Origin of the sequence: Actinomadura physcomitrii (genome assembly GCF_008923205.2) — a bacterium.
Classification (GTDB): domain Bacteria; phylum Actinomycetota; class Actinomycetes; order Streptosporangiales; family Streptosporangiaceae; genus Spirillospora; species Spirillospora physcomitrii.
Genome location: NZ_WBMS02000033.1, coordinates 1 through 17,954, shown reverse-complemented (window position 1 = coordinate 17,954; position 17,954 = coordinate 1). Strand labels below are relative to the sequence as shown.

The following is a 17,954-nucleotide window of genomic DNA, read 5'->3' as shown; positions in this document are numbered from 1 at the left end:
TCCCGGGGGCGGCGACTCAAGGGCTGCGGCCCGGCGCGTCAGGTGCCGGGCTGCAGCAGCACCTTGATGGCGCCGTCCTGCTTCTTCTGGAACATCTCGTACGCCTCCGGCGCCTTCTCCAGCGGCATGCGGTGCGTGGCGAGGTCCATGACGCCGAGCGGGTCGGCGTCGTCGGTCACCAGCGGCATGATGTCGTCGATCCAGCGCTTGACGTGCGCCTGCCCCATCCGCAGCGCGATGCCCTTGTCGAACATCTGCAGCATCGGCAGCGGGTCGGTCATGCCGCCGTACACGCCGCTCAGCGAGATCGTCCCGCCGCGGCGGACGACCTCGAGCGCCGTCATGAACGCCGCGAGCCGGTCCACCCCCATCCGCTGCATCAGCGGCGCGGCGCTGTTGCCGGGCAGCAGGCCGGTCAGGGTCTGGGCCAGCTTCGCGCCCGGCGAGCCGTGCGCCTCCATCCCGACCGCGTCGATCACCGAGTCGGTGCCGCGCCCGCCGGTGATCTGCCGGACCGCGTCCGGCACGTCGTCGGCCGCGTCGGCGTCGATCACCTCGACGCCGTGCCGGCGGGCCATCTCCAGCCGCTCCGGGACGAGGTCGACGCCGATGGCCCGGTGCCCGAGATGGCGGGCGATCCGCGCCGACATCTGGCCGATCGGGCCGAGGCCGAGCACCGCCACCGAGCCGCCCTCGGGGATCTCCGCCCACTGCACGGCCTGCCAGGCCGTCGGCAGCACGTCGGACAGGTAGACGAACCGCTCGTCCGGCGGCCCCTCCGGCACCTTGATCGGGCCGAAGTGCGCCTGCGGCACCCGCAGGTACTCCGCCTGCCCGCCCGGCACCTGCCCGTACAGCCGGGTGTAGCCGAACAGCGCCGCGCCCATGTTGTGCTCGCGGACCTGCGTCGTCTCGCACTGCGCGTACAACTGCTTCTCGCACATGTGGCAGCGGCCGCAGGAGATGTTGAACGGGATGACGACCCGGTCGCCCGGCTTGACGTGCCGCACCTCCGGGCCGGTCTCCTCGACGATGCCGATCGGCTCGTGGCCGAGCACGTCGCCCTCGCTGAGAAACGGCCCGAGCACCTCGTACAGGTGCAGGTCCGAGCCGCAGATCCCGGACGAGGTGACGCGGATGATCGCGTCGTCCGGCTCCTTGATCGTCGGATCCGGCACGTTCTCGACGCGGACGTCGCGCTTGCCGTGCCAGGTGAGCGCCTTCATCGTGTTCCTCCTAGAGCGGGTCTAGGGCGGGCACTACCCCCGGGGACGGCGGGAAACGTCGGCGGAGGCGGGGCCGACTGGACGGGTGAAATGCGGGTAGCCCACGGCCATGGCATCCCTCCCGGACGGCACCGCCGGCGCGGCGCGCCTGCGCCCGGGCGTCCTCGACATCGGCTCCAACTCGGCCCACCTGCGGATCGCCGACCTCAGCCCGGGGGAGGCGCCCGCGCCGGTGCGGTCGGTGAAGAGCGCCGTCCGGCTCGCCGAGGCGACCGACCGGCACGCCGCATCGACCTCTCCGCGGGTGAGCGCGGCCCTGCTCCCGGGCGCGGGGCCGCGCGCGTGCGGCGAGCGTCCAGGTCAGACGGGCACGTCCGGCGCGGTGCCCGCGTCGCGCTCCACGCCGTCCGCCGGGGAGGCGAGGCCCATGCTCTCGATCTGGCGGGCGAACTCGGCCTGGATCTCCGCGTGCAGGGAGCGGGCCAGCAGCCCCTGCACCGCCTGCATGCCGATCGGCCGCAGCCGCCGGATCACCTCGCCGGCCTCCCGGATGTCGCGGTCGCCGGCCCGCGCGTCCAGCCCCGCGTGCTCCACCGTCAGCCGGACGAACTGGCGGGCGATCGCGTCCACGTCGCCGCGCAGCCGGCCGGCGATCTCGAAGACCGCGTCCAGCTCGATGCCCACCTCGACGAGCTCCGCGCCGACCTCGAGCAGCCGCGGGCTCGGCACCTCGAAGTCCGTGCCGGTCCAGCGGATGAACTCCAGCTCCTCCGCCCGCCGCAGCGTCCATTAACTCATGGACCACGGATTCACGGCACATTCCGCGCGGTCGAGCGGTCCTCAGCCCAGCGCGACGACGGCCTCGGCGGTGTAGGTCAGGAACGTGAACGTCTCCTGCAGGTACAGCCGGACGCTCGTCGCGTCGTGCGAGTCGTAGCCGACCGACAGGTCCTGGCCGACGCGCAGCTCGAAGTCGCCGCCCCGGGTGGACAGCAGGAACGCGCCGGAGATCGCCGGCGCCCAGACGATGTCGCCGCTGACGAGCCGGGCCAGGTGCTCGTGGATCGGGTAGCCGTGGTCGGAGGTCTCGTTCACCGCCGTGTAGGCGTCCGCGCTGAGCGCCAGCGAGTACGGGCCGTCCACCCCGGCCAGCCGCAGCGCCGTCACCGCCCGCGCGACCGCGTTGGGGTAGTCGCGCGGCTCGTCCGGCAGCGCGATCGCCGGGTTGGCCGACGCGGCGCGCAGCCCCTCGATGCCGGCCGCCGCGTACCCCTCGAAGATCGCGCGGTCCTCGGCGCGGGCGATCAGCCGGGCCGCGTCCTTGGCGGGCTGCCAGTCCGGGTCCTTCGCGCCGCGCTCCACGTCGTCGACGTCCTGCCGGGCGACGGTGAACGGCACCCGCAGCTCCACCAGCGGACGGGCCCGCCGCACGTGCGCCCGGACACCCTCGGCGGGCGGCTCCACCGGGTCGAGATGCCCGGTGGTGACGGCCGCGAGCGCGACGCCGCCCGGCTCCGGCACGTCTACCAGCCGCCGCCCGGCGAGGTTGCGGGTGACGGTGCGGCGGATCTCCGCCTCGAGGTCGTCCCATGCGGCGGCGGAGACCGGGGCCAGTTCGCGGTGCAGGTTGTTCACGGTGCGCTCCTCTTGAGATCGCCGATGCCCAGGGATCCGTCGTCGCTGGGAAGCGGTGGCGGGTCGTCGAGAAAGTCGGCCGTCGGGACGTGGAACAGGGTCCCGGTCACGGCGGTCGAGAAGTCGAGCAGCCGGTCGTGCACGCCGGGCGGGTCGCCGAGGAACATGTTCCGCAGCATCTGCTCGGTGACGTCCGGGGTGGCGGAGTAGCCGATGAAGTAGGTGCCGAACTCGCCGTCGCGCAGGTTCCCGAACGGCATGTTGTCGCGCAGGATCTCGCGCTCCTCGCCGTCCGGGCCGGTGATCGAGGTGAGCGCGACGTGCGCGCCGGGCGCCTTCAGGTCGTCGGGGATCTCGATGTCGGACAGCTTGCGGCGGCCGACCGCGTCCTCCTGCCGCTCGACCGTGAGCGCGTTCCACGCCCGCATGTCGTGCAGGTACTTCTGGACGATCACGTAGCTGCCGCCGGCGAACTCCGGGTCCTCGTCGCCGATGACGACGGCGGCGCGAGCGGCCTCGCCGGTGGGGTTCTCGGTGCCGTCGACGAAGCCGAGCAGGTCGCGCTGCTCGAAGTAGCGGAAGCCGTGCACCTCGTCCACGACGGTCACCGCCCCCGCCAGCCGCTCCATGATCTGCGCGGCCAGCTCGAAGCACAGGTCCATCTGGTGCGCGCGGATGTGGAACAGCAGGTCGCCGGGGGTGGCCGGGGCGGTGTGCACGTCGCCGCGCAGCTCGGCGAACGGGTGCAGCTCCGCGGGGCGGGGGCCGGAGAACAGCCGGTCCCAGGCGTCCGAGCCGATGCCGGTGACGCAGGTCAGGCCGCCGCCCGGGACCCGGAAGCCGACCGCGCGGACGAGCCCGGCGAGGTCGGGGAGCAGCTCGGCCACCACGGGCTCGCCGCCGGGGTCGATGGTCACCACGAGGAAGATCGCCGAGCCGGTCAGCGGCCCGAGCACCTCCTGCGACGCGCCGGCGCGCGGGGCGCTCACCGGCGGGCCCGCGCGGGCCGGGACGGGCGTGTCATGGCCGACTCCTGACGTGATCGCGGTCTGCGGATCACCATTATCCGGTGCGGGCCGGGCGGGCGGTACGGCAGGTGTCTGCATTGTCCATGTTTGTCGCGTGACCTGCGGGAAGGGCGGACGGGAACAGGTCCCGCGAGGGAGGAGCAGAGCCATGAGGGCAGTGGTCTGGCACGACGTCGGCGAGATCAGCCTGGACGAGGTGCCCGACCCGGCCGTCCGCGACCCCGAGGACGCGGTCGTCCGGATCACCGCCAGCGCGATCTGCGGGACGGACCTGCACTTCGTCAGGGGCACGATGCCCGGCATGGAACCGGGCACGGTCCTCGGCCACGAGGCCGTCGGCGTCGTCGAGGAGGTCGGCCGGGACGTCCGCAACTTCGTGCCCGGCGACCGCGTCGTCATCCCGTCCACGATCGGCTGCGGCCGGTGCTCGTACTGCCGCGCCGGCTACTACGCGCAGTGCGACGTCGCCAACCCCAACGGCCCGTCCGCCGGCTCGTCGTTCTACGGCGGGCCCCGCTCGACCGGCCCGTTCGACGGCCTGCAGGCCGAGTACGCGCGCGTCCCGTACGCGCACACCAACCTCGTCGCCATCCCGCCGGGCGTCACCGACGAGCAGGCGCTGATGGTCAGCGACATCCTGCCGACCGGCTGGTTCGGCGCGCGGCTCGCCGAGGTCGGGCCCGGCGACACCGTCGCGGTGCTCGGCGCGGGCCCGGTCGGGCAGCTCGCCGTGCTGTCGGCGCGGATCCAGGGCGCGGGCCGGGTGTTCGTCGTGGACGGTCACGCCGACCGCCTGGAGACCGCCCGGCTGCAGAACGCCGAGACGATCGACTTCAACGCCGAGGACCCGGTCGCCGCGGTCACCGCCATGACCGGCGGCATCGGCGCGGACCGCGTGATCGACGCCGTCGGCGTGGACGCCGAGAGCCCGGCGAGCGGCCCCGCCGCCGAGGCGATCACCAGGCAGGACCGGGCCGAGTTCGAGCGCGAGCAGGCGCAGGCCGCGCCGCGCACCGGCCAGGTCGGCGCGCAGTGGCGCCCCGGCGACGCGCCCAGCGAGGCGCTGCGCTGGGCGGTGGACATGGTCGCCAAGGCCGGCACGATCGGGATCGTCGGTGTCTACCCGCCGCACTTCACCAGCTTCCCGCTCGGCCTGGCGATGAACCGGAACCTGACCGTCAAGGCGGGCAACTGCAACCACCGCCGGTACGTGCCGGGGCTGCTCAGCCGCATCGCCAAGGGCGGCGCCGACCCGACCACCATCCTCACCCAGCAGGCCCGCCTGCCCGGGGTCATCGAGGCCTACGAGGCGTTCGACCGGCGCGAGCCCGGCTGGACGAAGGTGGCGCTGGAGGTCGCCGGATGACGGCCGGCCGCGACAGGGGGGAGCACACCATGAGGATCGCCGACACGAGACGGGTCGAGCAGTTGCTGGGGGACCTGGCCTTCCCGGCCAGCAAGGAGGCGATCGTCGAGCACGCGCACGCCGAGCGCCCGCTGAGCGAGGAGGAGCGGGTGCTGTCGTCGCTGCCGCTCGGCACCTACGGCAGCGCGGCGGAGGTGCTGCGCTCGCTGCCGATCGACCCCGACCCAGGCCGCACCCCGGCGGAGCAGGCCTACCAGCGCCGTCACCACAACAAGCCGGGCCTCGCCGAGCACATGCGCGACACCGAGCGCCCGCCCGTCCAGGACGAGCTCGGCGACGAGGGCCCCCACTGGCACCCCTGACCCGCCGCCGACCCGGCGTCAGGAGCCTTTCTTCTTCTCCTTCTCCACTGCGCCGTCGCGCTTCAGGTCGCCCTGCCCGCCGCCGTGGGACTCGGTCTGGTAGTTGAGGTAGAACCGGTTGGTGCGGGTCCGGACCTGGGTGCGGACGCGGCCGGGCGTCGGCAGCGGGATGATGTGGTGCGGGTAGGCCGCGACCAGCTCGCGGGGCTGCCGGGTCCGCAGGATGGCCGCCTCCTCGGGCGCGGACGGCTCGTGCCGCTCGGCGTACCCGCCCTCCGGGGTCAGCGAGATCAGCCCGCTCTCCACACCCTCCTCGCGTTTGCGCAGGTCGCGGCGTTGCAGGCTGAGGCAGACGCGGCGGGCGACGGTGAACGCCAGCACCGGCAGGACGAAGAACCCGACGCGGAAGAACCAGGTCGTCCAGAACAGCGGGATCTTGAAGGTGCTGGACAGGACGTCGTTGCCGCCGGCCGCCCACAGGTCGCCGTACCAGGCGATGACGGCGGCGCCGATCGCCGTCCTCGTCGCGGCGTTGCGCGGCCGGTCGAGCAGGTGGTGGATGCGCTCGTCCCCGGTCGCCCACCGTTCGAAGAACGGGTACAGGGCGATGAGCGTGAAGAACGCCATCGGCAGGACCACGGCGGGCAGCAGCACGTTCCAGCTGATGGTGTGCCCGGCGACGGTCGTCGAGAGCCGTCCCATGATCCGCAGCGAGCCCTCGAGGAACGCGATGTACCAGTCGGGCTGCGACCCGAACGACACCTCGTCCGGGTCGTAGGGCCCGTACAGCCAGACGGGGTTGATCTGCGCGAACGCCGCCAGCCCGGCCAGGGACCCGAAGGTGTAGAGGAAGTAGGCGCCGCTCTGCGCCAGGAAGCTGGGGAACGTCGGCTCGCCCTGCACCGCCTGCTCGCGCCGCCCCCTGCCGGGCCACTGGGTGTGCGTCTGGTGCCAGAGGATCATCAGGTGCGCGGTGATGAGCGCGAGCAGGATCCCGGGGACCAGCAGGATGTGCACGGTGAACAGCCGCGGGATGAAGGTCTCGCTCGCGGGGAACTGCCCGCCGAACATCCAGAACATGAGGTAGGTGCCGACGACCGGGATGGAGAGCACGATGCCCTCGGCGATCCGCAGCCCGGTGCCCGACAGCAGGTCGTCGGGCAGCGAGTAGCCGGCGAACCCCTCCAGTACCGCCAGTACGAACAGGGTGACGCCGATCAGCCAGTTGATCTCGCGCGGCTTGCGGAACGCGCCGGTGAAGAAGATCCGCAGCAGGTGGACGCAGATCGCCGCGAGGAACAGGTTCGCGGCCCAGTGGTGGATCTGCCGCATCAGCAGCCCGCCGCGCACGTCGAACGACAGGTCCAGCGTGGACGCGTACGCCTCGGTCATCCTCACGCCGCGCAGCTGGGCGTAGGAGCCGTCGTAGACGACCTCCGCGCCGCTCGGCCGGAAGAACAGGGTGAGGTAGACGCCGGTGAGGATGAGGATGATGAAGGAGTAGAGCGCGATCTCGCCGAGCAGGAACGACCAGTGCTTCGGGAACGCCTTGCCGAGGTTGGTGCGCAGGAACGCCGTCGAGCCGAGGCGGTCGTTCACCCCGTAGACCAGCTTCCAGCCGGCGGGCATCCGCTGCTTCCCGCCGCCCCGGCCCCGTCCCGCCATCGCGTTCCTCCTGATCATGCGGTCTTTCCGCTGGGCGGGTACCCGAGGGCGGGGCGCACAAACGGCCGGGGCGGCGCGCTCGCCGTCCCGGTGCGGCGGTCAGGCGCTCGCGGCGTACAGCACGTCGCGCAGGCCCGGCATCGTCTCCCGGTCGGTGCGCCACACCAGCCGGAGGCCGAGGTCCGGCGCGTCGAGCGCGAGGCGGGCGAGGGCGCCGGAGTCCAGCCGGTCCCGGACGGCGAACTCCGGCAGCAGCGCGATCCCGAGCCCCCGCTCGGCCCAGGACGCCATGACCGTCACGCCGCCCGCCCGCACCCGCTCCACGACGGACCCGAGGATCCGCTCCCCGGCCAGCCAGAACGAGCACGCCGGCACGTTCACCAGCAGCCGCTCGCCCGCCAGGTCGGCGGCGGCGACCCGCGGCGCGGCGGCGAGCGGGTGGCCGGGCGCGGCGACCAGCGCGAGCGGGACCGGCTCCACGTCGACGAAGCCGAGCGGCGCGGGCGGCGGCGCTAAGCCGAGGCCGCCGAGGCCGGTGCCGGCGTCCAGCAGCAGCGCCTGCTGTGCACCGGTTTCGGCGTGTCGTTCGCGCTCCCGGCGCTGGCGACCCTCGTCGTCACGGCGGCGCCCGAGGGCACCGCCGGCGCCGCCGGGGGACTGCTCAACGCGGCCCGCCAGCTCGGCGCCACCCTCGGCGTCGCGATCATGGGCGCGTTCGCGGCGGTCGGGCACCGCGGCGCCCAGGGGGCCGGGGCCCTGTTCGTCGCCGCCGCCGTCTGCGCGGCCGCGCTCGCGGCGGCCTCCGTCCGGCGGCGCAGGACCTGACCGTCAGGCCCTGACCGTCAGGCCCTGACCGTTAGGCACTGTCGGGACGGGCGGCGTCCGGACGGGGCGGGGGAGGGGCGGCGCCCGGACGGAATGGGTCCGCGCGCGCCGCCTCCAGCCGGCCCCGCACGACGCCGATCTCCGCGCGGAGCCGGTCCGCCGCCCCCGGATCCGGTTCGAGGCCGCCGAAGCCGTCCTCGAGCAGGTCCAGCTCGGCGGTCCGGAGCCGGGCGAGCAGCCGCCGCGGCTCCCCGCGCGGGACGTCCCACCGCTCCTTGCGGCGCCACTTGCGGAAGGCCAGCACCCGGTCCTCGCCCGGGACGAGCACGCCCCGCGCGGTCTCCTCGCGCGCCGCCCGCCGGAACCCGGCCAGGTAGTGCCGCCGCGCCAGCCGGTACGCCGCCACCGCCGCGAGCAGGATCGGCATCCCCTTCACCGGCAGCAGCGCCGCGCCCGGCAGCAGCGGGGAGTCCCACCAGGCGTGCAGCGCCATCGCGAGGACGATCGAGCCGCACGCGAGCGCGGCGGCGCCCCGCGACGCCCGCCCGAGCAGGCAGCCGAGACCGGCGCCGCCGACCGCGGTCATCGCCCAGTGGCTCCACCAGGCGCCGCCGACCACCCGGCCGCCGAAGGTGAACAGCGCCGCGTTCGCGTCCTGCGTCCCGCCGGTCAGCACGATCATGTTCAGCACGTACAGGAAGTTCTCGGCGATCTGGAACCCGAACCCGGCGAGCGCGCCGTAGCCCCAGCCGTCCAGCGGCCCGCGCACCGCGCACGGCACGATCAGCGCCAGCACCGCCACCCCCGCGAGCTTCAGCAGCTCCTCGTCGACCGGCGCGGCGATCGACGCGCCCCAGCCGGCGTTGAACTCCGGCCCGGCGGTCTTGGCGATGATCGCCTGGAACGCGGCGTTGGCCGGCAGCGCGGTGCCGAACGCGGCCAGCCCGCCCCACGCCACCGCGATCAGCGCGTACCCGAGCGGCCGCGGGCGGACCGGATGCAGCCGCCGCAGCGCCCACACCCCCGCCGCGAGCACCGGCGCCAGCAGGACGGCCCCGGTGACCGCGCCCGCCGGGAACTCGCCGATCTGCGCGTCCATGGCGCGCACCGCGATCCAGAGCCCGAGCAGGCACATCACGAGCCACAGCCAGAACGCGGGACGGCGCGTCACGGCGAGATCTCGACGCTGAGGACCATCGCCCGCACCTGGCCCGCGAGGGTCCGGTAGGCGTCCGGCGGGCCGGACGCGGTGACCGCCGCGCCGAGGTCGTCCCTGGTGAACACGGTCGCCGAGCCGACCTTGCCGTTCCCGGCGAGCCCACCGGTCAGCCCGGCCATCCCGTGCCGGGTCGTGACCGCCGACGGGCCGCCCCGCAGCCGCGCCCCGCCCATCGCCACGATGCGGCCGAAGCCGTCCCACAGCCCGCGGTTGTCGAGCGGCCCGAGCGGGACGACGACGTTCAGGTTCACCATGACCTCGTCGCGGGACACCTTGGCGTTGCTGGTCAGCGAGGACCGCGCCTCGTCCAGCACCCAGCCGGCGGCCGGGACCGTGAACGTGACCGGCCGGACGCCCGCCCGCTCGGTCCCGACGGCGATGATCGTGCCCGCCGCCAGCGCCGTACCGCCGCTGCCGAGCGCCTTGTCGACCAGGGGAAGCACGAGGCCGAGGACCAGCAGCACCAGGACGACGAGCCCCGTGCCCCACCATCTCACCCGTGCCACGTGGCCCCCCTGATGCCGTGCGCTGCGGGAAATGCCCCCTCGAACAGGGGCTAAACGAGACCAGGCGGGCGGCGGGCGGGGCGGGTCAGGCCGGTGCGGACCTCCAGCGGGCCGGCGCGGTGAGCGCGCCCGGCAGCCGGGTCGCGGCGTCGCCCCGCGCCGCGTCGGCCTGCGCCTGGGTGAGGAACAGCGCGCCGGTCAGGTCGGCGCCGGACAGGTCGGCGTCCCGCAGGTCCGCGCCCGTCAGGTCGGCGTCCCGCAGGTCCGCCTTCCGCAGGTCCGCCGCGATCAGGTAGGCGCCGCGCAGGTTCGCCCCGCGCAGGTCCGCGCCGCGCAGCCGCGCCCCGATGAGATCGGCGCCCCGGTGGTCGCGCCTGCGCCCCGGCACCCGTCCCCGGACCTCCTCGCTGGCGCGCAGCAGCAGGACGTTCGCCTTCTCCCGCACCGCCGCGACGTCCACGGCGGCGACGTCGTCCGGGCCGCCGCGGGTGAGCGCGTCCGTCTCGTCCAGCGCCTCGCGGATCTCCGGGTGGACGGACGCGGCGCCGGGCATCTCCAGCGCCTCCGCCAGGTACCAGAGCAGTTCGTGCAGCTGCCGCATCACCGGGAACACCCGCAACATCGGCCCCGACACCTCGGGGCCCTGCCGCCAGTCCCGCCCGCCGAAGGTCTCCCGCGACACCTTCTGGCCCGCGCCGAAGCAGTCGAAGACCGTGCACCCCTGGAACCCGCGCTGCCGCAGCTCGGTGTGGATGCCGCAGCGGAAGTCGGCGAGCAGGTTCCGGCACGGCCGACCCGCCTCCTTGTCCACCGCGAAATCGGCCGACTTCGCGAACGGAAGCGCCACGCAGCACAGCCCGAAGCAGGCCGCGCAGTCGGCCTTCAGCGCGCTCTTCTCCACCGCCCGCGAACCCCCCGTCCCGGTCAACGCTCCATTGTCGCGCCCTCGGGACGGTGCCATGACCGGTCCCAGCCCCCGTCGTGGTCGGTCAGGCGGCGTCGTGGAAGACCAGGCCGAGCGTCCGCCGCCGCCCCGACCGGACGACGCTGACCCCGTGCCGGACCGGCGACGCCGACCAGCCGCGCTGCGTCCGCACCGGACGGTCCCGCGTCGTGAAGACCAGGCCGCGGCCCCGGGGGAGCAGTGTCGCGGTGCCCCGCGACTGGGCGCGGGCCCGCTGCTCGACCATCAGGAACTCGCCGCCGGTGTAGTCGGCGCCCGGCTCGTCCAGGCCGATCACGACCTGCAGCGGGAACACCAGATCGCCGTACAGGTCGCGGTGCAGCGCGTTCCAGTCGTCCTTGCCGTAGCGAAGCAGGATCGGCGTCGGCTTCCGCTGACCCGCGGCGTGGCACATGCCGAGCCATTCGCCCAGCGTCTCCGGCCACGGCGCGGGACGGCCGAGCCGCCCCGCCCAGTCGCGGGCGATCGGCAGCAGCCGCGGGTACAGCGCCTCCCGCAGCGCGGCGACGGGCCCCGGGAACGGCTCGGCGAAGTACCGGTACTGGCCCGCGCCGAACCGGTACCGCTCCATGTCGATCGTCGAGCGGAACCGTCCCGCGTCGTCGTACAGGCCGGCGATCTCCGCGCACTCCTCCCCGGTCAGCAGCGGCGGGGTGAGCGCGCAGCCGTTGGCGTCCACCTCCGCGCCGATCGCCGTCCAGTCGCCCTCCGCGACCCTCTCCGCGTGGCCGCCGGCGTTGCCGCCCATGATGCGGGACCCCCTTCGTCGGTTGCGTGCCTTCCCCGGTCAACACCGGGCCGGCCGGGGAGGTTGCACCGCCTGCGGTAGTGTTCCCGGTGTCCGCGACGGACCGACCGAGGAGGTGAGTCCCGTTCCTGCCAGTCCAGTCCGGGTGCTCCCGCCTCGCCCGCGCGCGGCCGCCCGCCGATAGGCGGCCGAGGAGCGCCCGCCGGCATCCCCGAAAGGCGCCATGTCCGTTGATCCTTCACCAGTTCTCCCGCCCGGCTCCGTCGTCTCCGCGCTCCGCGCGGCCGGCTGCGTCTTCGCCGAGGACGAGGCGGAACTGATCCTCTCCACCGCCCGCACGCCGGACGAGGCGGCCGCGATGGTCGAGCGGCGGGCCGCCGGGCTCCCGCTCGAACACGTCCTCGGCTGGGCCGCCTTCCGCGGGCTGCGGATCGCCGTCGGGCCCGGCGTCTTCGTCCCGCGCCGCCGCACCGAGTTCCTCGTCGACCGGGCGGCCCGGCTCCTGCCGCCCCGCCCGGTCGTCGTCGACCTGTGCTGCGGATCCGGCGCGCTCGGCGTCGCGCTCGTCGCCGGCCTGGACGCGTTCGAGCTGCACGCCGCCGACATCGAGCCGGCCGCGGTGCGGTGCGCGCGCCGCAACGTCGTCCCCGCCGGCGGCCGCGTCCACGAGGGCGACCTGTTCGACGCCCTGCCCGCCGGCCTGCGCGGACGGGTCGACGTGCTGCTCGCCAACGTCCCCTACGTGCCGACGGGCGAGGTCGGCCTGCTGCCCGCCGAGGCCCGCGCCCACGAACCGCTCGCCGCCCTCGACGGCGGCGCCGACGGCCTCGACGTGCTGCGGCGCGTGACCGCCGAGGCGCCGCGATGGCTCGCGCCGGGCGGCCACCTGCTGTTCGAGACCGGCGAGCGGCAGGTCGCGGACGCGCTCGACGCCGTCGCCCGCAGCGGCCTCACCGCGTCCGTCGAACGGTCCGGCGAGCACTCCGCCACGGTGATCATCGGCGCGCGTCCCGTGTAGAACGCCACGTGAGGGTATGGGTTCCACCAGGACGACCTGAAGGAGTGGATCCCCATGCGCCGCATCACCGCAGCGCTCAGCGCCATCGCCAGCACGATCGTGGACATCGTGACCCTGCCGTTCCGGGTGCTGGCCCGGCTGCTGACCCCCTCGCGCGGCGGGCGTCCGTCCCGCACCCGCCGGGGCCGGGCCGCCTGACCGCCCATTCCCGGACCGCCCCGGGCCCCTTTTCGGGGGTCCGGGGCGGTCCGCGGTGAAAAGGTGTTGCGCGGTCGTGAAGCATCCCACACCATATGAGTAACGAACCGAAGTTGTTCAATGTATGGGCGCTTTGGGAGAAATGTCGATGCCGGGAGAAGGGCGCGAGAAGTTCGTCGATCCGCTGCGAAGTACCGCGGCCGTCTCGTACACTCGTTCGAGTGAGGTGGAATGGAAAATGGTGCGGCGGCTGTCAGTCGTATGGGCCGCTAGAGGACTTTGCTTGGCGCAGCAAAGAAAAAGAGCTTCGGAGTTCCCGGTGCCGCAAGTGTCATTCGCTTGCACGTCAAAAACATTACTTGGAAAATCGCGACAAGTATATCGCTAAGGCTGCTCGGTGGCGAAAGGAGCGGCTGGCTGAAAATCGAGCGAAGGTAAAGGAGTTTTTGCAGAGCCACTCATGTGTCGATTGCGGGGAAGGTGATTGGCTGGTCCTCGAATTCGATCACCGAGATGGCAAGCGTTCATACGATTTCTGAGATGCTCCCGGAGCGACACTGGCGAGATGTGCTCGCAGAGATTGAGAAGTGTGATGTCAGATGCGCGAACTGCCACCGACGCAAGACCGCTCGAGAGCGAGGGCATTGGCGCCTCCATCCTCTATATGACGTCGGCTCCGAGGAGTGAGGAGGGTGAAAAAGCGAGTTCTGTCTGTAAGTAGGACTCGGTGTGGTTCGGCGAACAGGACAGGCCGCTCTCGTTCAATGGGAGGACTCCGGGCTCTTACCCCGGATATGGAGGTTCGACTCCTCCGGGCGGCACGGCGCGGTACGCGTTTCCCGCGATGCTGGATGGTCTAACGGAAGGACGCGTGGCTCTGAACCACGAAGGTGCAGGTTCGAATCCTGCTCCAGCAGCATGGCCTTTCGCTCATGGGAAAGGCCGATCCCCGGTGGCCCAGTCCGGTGAGGGCACCCGTATGATAAGCGGGCGATCGCTGGTTCGAATCCAGCCCGGGGGACGTGCGGGAACGGCGCGGGGGCGTTTCCGCCGATGACCGGTAGCTCAGCGGGTAGAGCGGCTGTCTTACAAGCAGCGGGTCGCAGGTTCGAATCCTGTCCGGTCAACCGAGGCGCCCGTCAGGGCCGGGCGCCGACGCGGGTCCGCCGGGTCGTCCAGGCGCGGGCCTGCTCGCTGAGCGTGATGCCGAGCCCGGGACGGGCCGGGACGTGCATCCGGCCGCCGCCGATCTCCGGCCGCTCGTCGAACAGCGGGTCCAGCCAGTCGAAGTGCTCCACCCACGGCTCGGACGGGTACGCGGCCGCGAGATGCAGGTGGATCTGCATCGCGAAGTGCGGCGCGAGCTGCAGGTTCCGGTGGTCGGCCAGGACGGCGAGCCTGAGGAACGGCGTGATGCCGCCGATGCGCGGCGCGTCCGGCTGGAGGACGTCGGCGGCGCGCGCGTCGATCAGCGCGCAGTGCTCGGCGACGCTGGTCAGCATCTCGCCGGTCGCGATCGGGGTGTCGAGCGCGCGGGCGAGGTCCGCGTGGCCCTCGGCGTCGTGGGCGTCCAGCGGCTCCTCGATCCAGGTGAGCCCGAAATTCTCCAGCGCGCGGCCCATCCGCAGGGCGGTGGGCCGGTCCCACTGCTGGTTCGCGTCCACCATCAGCGGCACCGCGTCGCCGAGCCGCTCGCGGACGGCGGTGACGCGGCGCAGGTCCTCGGCGCGGTCGGGATGCCCGACCTTGATCTTGACGCCGCCGATCCCGGCCGCCAGCGCCGCCTCCGCGTTGTGGAGGACCTCCTCCAGCGGCGCGTGCAGGAACCCGCCGGAGGTGTCGTAGCAGCGGACGGAGTCGCGGTGCGCGCCGAGCAGCTTGGCCAGCGGCAGGCCCGCCCGCCGGGCCTTCAGGTCCCACAGCGCGATGTCGATCGCGGCGATCGCCTGGACGGCGAGCCCGCCGCGCCCGACCGAGGCGCCCGCCCACGCCAGCTTCGTCCAGATCCGCCCGATGTCGCTGGGGTCCTCGCCGATCAGCGCGGGCGCGATCTCGGCGGCGTGCGCGAACTGGCCGGGCCCGCCGGCCCGCTTGGCGTAGCCGAACCCGATGCCCTCGTGGCCGTCCTCGGTGCCGATCTCGGCGAACAGGAACGCGACCTCGGTCATCGGGCGCTGCCGTCCGGTCAGCACCTTCGCGTCGCTGACCGGGACGGCGAGCGGCAGCGCGACCGAGGACAGCTCGACCCAGGCGACCCGGTCCGGCGTCGCGGCCCCGGCCGCGTCACCCGCGGGGCCGCGCACCTCAGAGCACCTTCTCCAGCAGCGCCGCGAGGTCGGCGAACTCGGCGGCGGTCAGGTCGGTCAGCGGCGGCCGGACGGGCCCGGCGGGCCGTCCGGCGGCGCGCATCCCGGCCTTGACGATGCTGACCGCGTACCCCTTGCCGCGGTTGCGGATCTCGCAGTACGGCAGCACGAACCCGTCCAGGCGGCGCCGCACCTCGTCCCGGTCGCGGGCGCGGACGGCCTTGTAGAACCCGAGCGCGAACTCCGGCGCGAAGTTGAAGATGGCGGAGGAGTAGGTCGTGACGCCCATCTCCAGGTAGGGCAGCGCGAACGTCTCCGCGGTCGGCAGCCCGCCGATGTAGACGAGCCGGTCGCCGAGCCGCGACCGGATCCGCGTCATCAGCTCCAGGTCGCCGACGCCGTCCTTGAATCCGACGAGGTTGGGGCACGCCTCCGCCAGTCGCGCGATGGTGTCGGCCTGGTAGACGGCGTTGGACCGGCTGTAGACGGTCACGCCGAGCCCGGTGGCGTCGCACACCGCGCGGACGTGGGCGGCGAGGCCGTCCTGCGGCGCCTCCGTGAGGTACGGCGGGAACAGCAGGATCCCGCCGGCGCCGGCCCGCTCGGCGTCGCGGGCCATCTCGGCGGCGGTGGCGGTGCCGTACCCGGCGGGCGCGATGAGCGGGACGCGGTCCGGCGCCTCGGCCGCGGCGGCGCGGACGACGCGTCCGACCTCGGCGGGGGTGAGGGAGAAGAACTCGCCGGTGCCGCCCGCCGCGAACAGGCCCGCGACGCCCTCGTGCCCGATGCGCGCGATGTTGGCGCGGTAGGCGTACTCGTCGAAGGACAGGTCGTCGCGGAAGTGGGTGACGGGGAACGACAGCAGCCCGGAGCCGAGCAGCCGGGCGGTCTCGTCGGGCGCGTGCTGGCTCATGGCCCGAGGTTAGGATGGCCGATTGATCCAGGTCCAACACGAATTTCGGATTCACTGATACCCGTAGGGAATCGTTTGTTCACCCTCACCCAGCTCGCGAGCTTCGTCGCCGTCGCCGAGGAGCTGCACTTCGGCCGGGCCGCCGAGCGGCTGCGGATGACGCAACCGCCGCTGAGCCGGCAGATCCAGCTGCTGGAGGGCGAGCTGAAGGTGCGGCTGTTCGACCGGACGAACCGCTCGGTCCGGCTCACCCCGGCGGGCCGCGCGTTCCTGGACGAGGCGCGGCGCCTGCTGCACCAGGCGGAGCACGCCGCGCTGTCGGCGCGGCGCGTGTCGGCGGGGGAGGCGGGGCGGATCGCGGTCGGGTTCACCGCCGCGAGCGCGTACGCGGCGCTCGGCCGGCTGCTGGAGACCGCGCGGTCGGCGCTGCCGGACGTCGAGATCGTCCTGCGCGAGATGGTGACCCGCGACCAGCTGCGGGCCCTCACCGAAGGCGGTCTCGACCTCGGCCTGGTCCGCCCGCCGGTCGCCGCGCCGGAGCTGGCGGAGCGTCCCGCCGACCGCGAGGCGCTGCTGGCCGCCGTGCCGAACGGGCATCCGCTGGCCGCCGGAAGCGGCCCCCTGCCGCTGGACGCCTTCGACGGGCGGCCGCTGATCATGTACTCGCCGGTCGAGGCGCGGTACTTCCACGAGCTGCTGGTCGGGCTGTTCCGGGGGGCGGGCGTCGTCCCGGTGTACGCGCAGTACCTCAGCCAGGTGCACAGCATCCTCGCGCTGGTGGACGGCGGGTGGGGGCTCGCGCTCGTCCCCGAGGCGGCGGCGCGGCTGCGGTACGCGGGCCTGACGTTCCGTGCGCTGGAGCTGCCCGATCCCGCTCCGGTCGAGCTGAGTTTGGCGTGGCGGCGCGGCAGCGACAATCCGGCCCTGGCCAGGCTGCTGGAGCATCTCTGAGCGGACTGTGGCGACGGCCACTTCCGAGGGCCGCGCCTCCGCCTTGACCGGCCGGGGCCCGCTCGCTTATTTTGGCGTCCAAATATTAGTCGTCAAAGTAATGATGTGCGAGCGCCGCCACCCGGAGGAACGATGAGCGACTTTCCCGCGTACGCGCCGTCGGAGGAGCACGAGTTGCTGCGGGCGACGGTGCGTGAGCTGGCGGATGCCAAGATCGCGCCGTTCGCGGCGGAGGTGGACGAGGAGTCGCGCTTCCCCCAGGAGGCCCTCGATGCGCTGGTCGCCAACGACCTGCACGCGGTGCACGTGCCCGAGTCGTACGGGGGTGCGGGTGCGGATGCGCTGGCGACGGTGATCGTGATCGAGGAGGTCGCGCGGGCGTGCGCGTCGTCGTCGCTGATCCCGGCGGTGAACAAGCTGGGCACGGTGCCGGTGCTGCTGTCGGGCTCGCAGGAGCTCAAGGCCAAGTACCTGGCGCCGGTGGCGCGCGGTGAGGCGATGTTCTCCTACGCCCTGTCGGAGGCCGACGCGGGGTCGGACGCGGGCGGGATGAAGACCCGTGCGGTGCGCGATGGGGACGCCTTTGTGCTCAACGGCGCCAAGATGTGGATCACCAACGCGGGTGTGTCGGAGTACTACACCGTGATGGCCGTCACCGACCCGTCGGCCGGTGCCCGCGGGATCTCGGCTTTCGTGGTGGAGAAGTCCGATGCGGGGGTGTCGTTCGGGGCCAAGGAGCGCAAGCTGGGCATCAAGGGGTCGCCGACCCGGCAGGTGATCCTGGAGGACGTGCGGATCCCGGCCGATCGGATGATCGGCGCGGAGGGCACCGGGTTCAAGACGGCGCTGGCCACGCTGGACCACACCCGCATCACCATCGCCGCCCAGGCCCTGGGGATCGCCCAAGGCGCGCTGGACTTCGCACTCGGCTATGTGAAGGAACGCAGGCAGTTCGGTAAGCCGATCTCCGATTTCCAGGGTGTGCAGTTCATGCTGGCGGACATGGCGATGCGGCTGGAGGGGG

At 73.2% G+C, this 17,954-nt stretch carries 19 protein-coding genes and 4 tRNA genes; 11 read left to right on the top strand and 12 right to left on the bottom strand.

What is annotated here, in order from left to right:
• Window positions 1–38 precede the first annotated feature (38 nt).
• The 4 genes from F8568_RS32485 to F8568_RS32470 form a co-directional block, all read right to left on the bottom strand.
• Window positions 39–1,226 (bottom strand): zinc-dependent alcohol dehydrogenase, encoded by a 1,188-nt coding sequence (locus F8568_RS32485; protein ID WP_151597514.1) that lies wholly within the window; start codon window positions 1,224–1,226, stop codon window positions 39–41.
• Window positions 1,227–1,586: 360 nt separating this feature from the next.
• On the bottom strand, window positions 1,587–1,955 hold the full coding sequence (locus F8568_RS32480; RefSeq protein ID WP_160573848.1) for a MerR family transcriptional regulator: 369 nt from the start codon (window positions 1,953–1,955) through the stop codon (window positions 1,587–1,589).
• Between the two features lie 111 nt (window positions 1,956–2,066).
• Window positions 2,067–2,861, bottom strand: a complete 795-nt coding sequence (locus tag F8568_RS32475; RefSeq protein WP_151597512.1) for a family 1 encapsulin nanocompartment shell protein — start codon at window positions 2,859–2,861, stop codon at window positions 2,067–2,069.
• Window positions 2,858–3,967, bottom strand: coding sequence for a Dyp-type peroxidase (locus tag F8568_RS32470; RefSeq protein WP_151597511.1), 1,110 nt, complete (start codon window positions 3,965–3,967; stop codon window positions 2,858–2,860). The genes F8568_RS32475 and F8568_RS32470 overlap by 4 nt, the downstream gene beginning before the upstream one ends.
• Window positions 3,968–4,037: 70 nt before the next feature.
• Between F8568_RS32470 and F8568_RS32465 the strand changes: the two genes are divergently transcribed.
• Together F8568_RS32465 and F8568_RS32460 are read left to right on the top strand one after the other, a co-directional pair.
• On the top strand, window positions 4,038–5,255 hold the full coding sequence (locus F8568_RS32465) for a zinc-dependent alcohol dehydrogenase (RefSeq protein WP_151597510.1): 1,218 nt from the start codon (window positions 4,038–4,040) through the stop codon (window positions 5,253–5,255).
• Between the two features lie 29 nt (window positions 5,256–5,284).
• Window positions 5,285–5,617 carry a DUF2795 domain-containing protein gene (locus tag F8568_RS32460; RefSeq protein ID WP_160573847.1) on the top strand — a complete coding sequence of 111 codons (333 nt, stop codon included), beginning with the start codon at window positions 5,285–5,287 and terminating at the stop codon, window positions 5,615–5,617.
• A gap of 18 nt (window positions 5,618–5,635) precedes the next feature.
• On the opposite strand, the gene qcrB is transcribed toward F8568_RS32460, so the two are convergent.
• A complete protein-coding gene (gene qcrB / locus F8568_RS32455) occupies window positions 5,636–7,282 on the bottom strand; it encodes a cytochrome bc1 complex cytochrome b subunit (protein WP_236009732.1) in 1,647 nt (548 codons plus the stop codon).
• A 99-nt stretch (window positions 7,283–7,381) separates the two neighbouring features.
• Window positions 7,382–7,831: a substrate-binding domain-containing protein gene (locus F8568_RS32450; RefSeq protein ID WP_236009735.1), complete on the bottom strand. Its 450-nt coding sequence runs from the start codon at window positions 7,829–7,831 to the stop codon at window positions 7,382–7,384.
• A 30-nt stretch (window positions 7,832–7,861) separates the two neighbouring features.
• On the opposite strand from F8568_RS32450, the gene F8568_RS48875 reads away from it, so the two are divergent.
• Window positions 7,862–8,107, top strand: a complete 246-nt coding sequence (locus F8568_RS48875) for a hypothetical protein (protein ID WP_236009746.1) — start codon at window positions 7,862–7,864, stop codon at window positions 8,105–8,107.
• Between the two features lie 31 nt (window positions 8,108–8,138).
• Here the strand turns inward: F8568_RS48875 and F8568_RS32445 are convergent, their stop codons facing one another.
• The 4 genes from F8568_RS32445 to F8568_RS32430 form a co-directional block, all read right to left on the bottom strand.
• A complete protein-coding gene (locus tag F8568_RS32445) occupies window positions 8,139–9,278 on the bottom strand; it encodes a PrsW family intramembrane metalloprotease (protein ID WP_160573846.1) in 1,140 nt (379 codons plus the stop codon).
• Window positions 9,275–9,832: a hypothetical protein gene (locus tag F8568_RS32440; RefSeq protein ID WP_160573845.1), complete on the bottom strand. Its 558-nt coding sequence runs from the start codon at window positions 9,830–9,832 to the stop codon at window positions 9,275–9,277. Before F8568_RS32440 ends, F8568_RS32445 begins: the two co-directional genes overlap by 4 nt.
• An 85-nt stretch (window positions 9,833–9,917) precedes the next feature.
• Window positions 9,918–10,760: a pentapeptide repeat-containing protein gene (locus tag F8568_RS32435; RefSeq protein ID WP_236009731.1), complete on the bottom strand. Its 843-nt coding sequence runs from the start codon at window positions 10,758–10,760 to the stop codon at window positions 9,918–9,920.
• 61 nt (window positions 10,761–10,821) lie between these two features.
• Entirely contained in the window at window positions 10,822–11,544 is a 723-nt protein-coding gene (locus tag F8568_RS32430; protein WP_151597505.1) for a 2OG-Fe(II) oxygenase, read from the bottom strand.
• A gap of 223 nt (window positions 11,545–11,767) precedes the next feature.
• Here F8568_RS32430 and F8568_RS32425 point away from each other — a divergent pair, with 223 nt between their 5' ends.
• From F8568_RS32425 to F8568_RS32405, 6 genes are all read left to right on the top strand, one after another.
• Window positions 11,768–12,562 (top strand): putative protein N(5)-glutamine methyltransferase, encoded by a 795-nt coding sequence (locus F8568_RS32425; protein ID WP_151597504.1) that lies wholly within the window; start codon window positions 11,768–11,770, stop codon window positions 12,560–12,562.
• Between the two features lie 54 nt (window positions 12,563–12,616).
• Window positions 12,617–12,760: an LPFR motif small protein gene (locus F8568_RS47140; protein ID WP_202125613.1), complete on the top strand. Its 144-nt coding sequence runs from the start codon at window positions 12,617–12,619 to the stop codon at window positions 12,758–12,760.
• Between the two features lie 750 nt (window positions 12,761–13,510).
• Window positions 13,511–13,581, top strand: a tRNA-Lys gene (locus F8568_RS32420).
• A gap of 24 nt (window positions 13,582–13,605) precedes the next feature.
• Window positions 13,606–13,677 (top strand) — tRNA-Gln (locus F8568_RS32415).
• Window positions 13,678–13,706: 29 nt separating this feature from the next.
• A tRNA-Ile gene (locus F8568_RS32410) sits at window positions 13,707–13,781 on the top strand.
• Window positions 13,782–13,814: 33 nt separating this feature from the next.
• Window positions 13,815–13,887 (top strand) — tRNA-Val (locus F8568_RS32405).
• A 12-nt stretch (window positions 13,888–13,899) separates the two neighbouring features.
• On the opposite strand, the gene F8568_RS32400 is transcribed toward F8568_RS32405, so the two are convergent.
• Together F8568_RS32400 and kdgD are read right to left on the bottom strand one after the other, a co-directional pair.
• On the bottom strand, window positions 13,900–15,063 hold the full coding sequence (locus tag F8568_RS32400; protein ID WP_151597503.1) for an L-talarate/galactarate dehydratase: 1,164 nt from the start codon (window positions 15,061–15,063) through the stop codon (window positions 13,900–13,902).
• Between the two features lies 1 nt (window position 15,064).
• On the bottom strand, window positions 15,065–15,979 hold the full coding sequence (gene kdgD / locus F8568_RS32395; protein WP_151597502.1) for a 5-dehydro-4-deoxyglucarate dehydratase: 915 nt from the start codon (window positions 15,977–15,979) through the stop codon (window positions 15,065–15,067).
• A 75-nt stretch (window positions 15,980–16,054) separates the two neighbouring features.
• Between kdgD and F8568_RS32390 the strand changes: the two genes are divergently transcribed.
• Complete coding sequence (locus tag F8568_RS32390; RefSeq protein WP_151597501.1) at window positions 16,055–16,930, top strand: LysR substrate-binding domain-containing protein; 876 nt, start codon at window positions 16,055–16,057, stop codon at window positions 16,928–16,930.
• A gap of 132 nt (window positions 16,931–17,062) precedes the next feature.
• Window positions 17,063–17,954, top strand: an 892-nt coding sequence (locus F8568_RS32385) for an acyl-CoA dehydrogenase family protein (RefSeq protein ID WP_151597500.1), incomplete at its 3' end; no start/stop codon positions are given.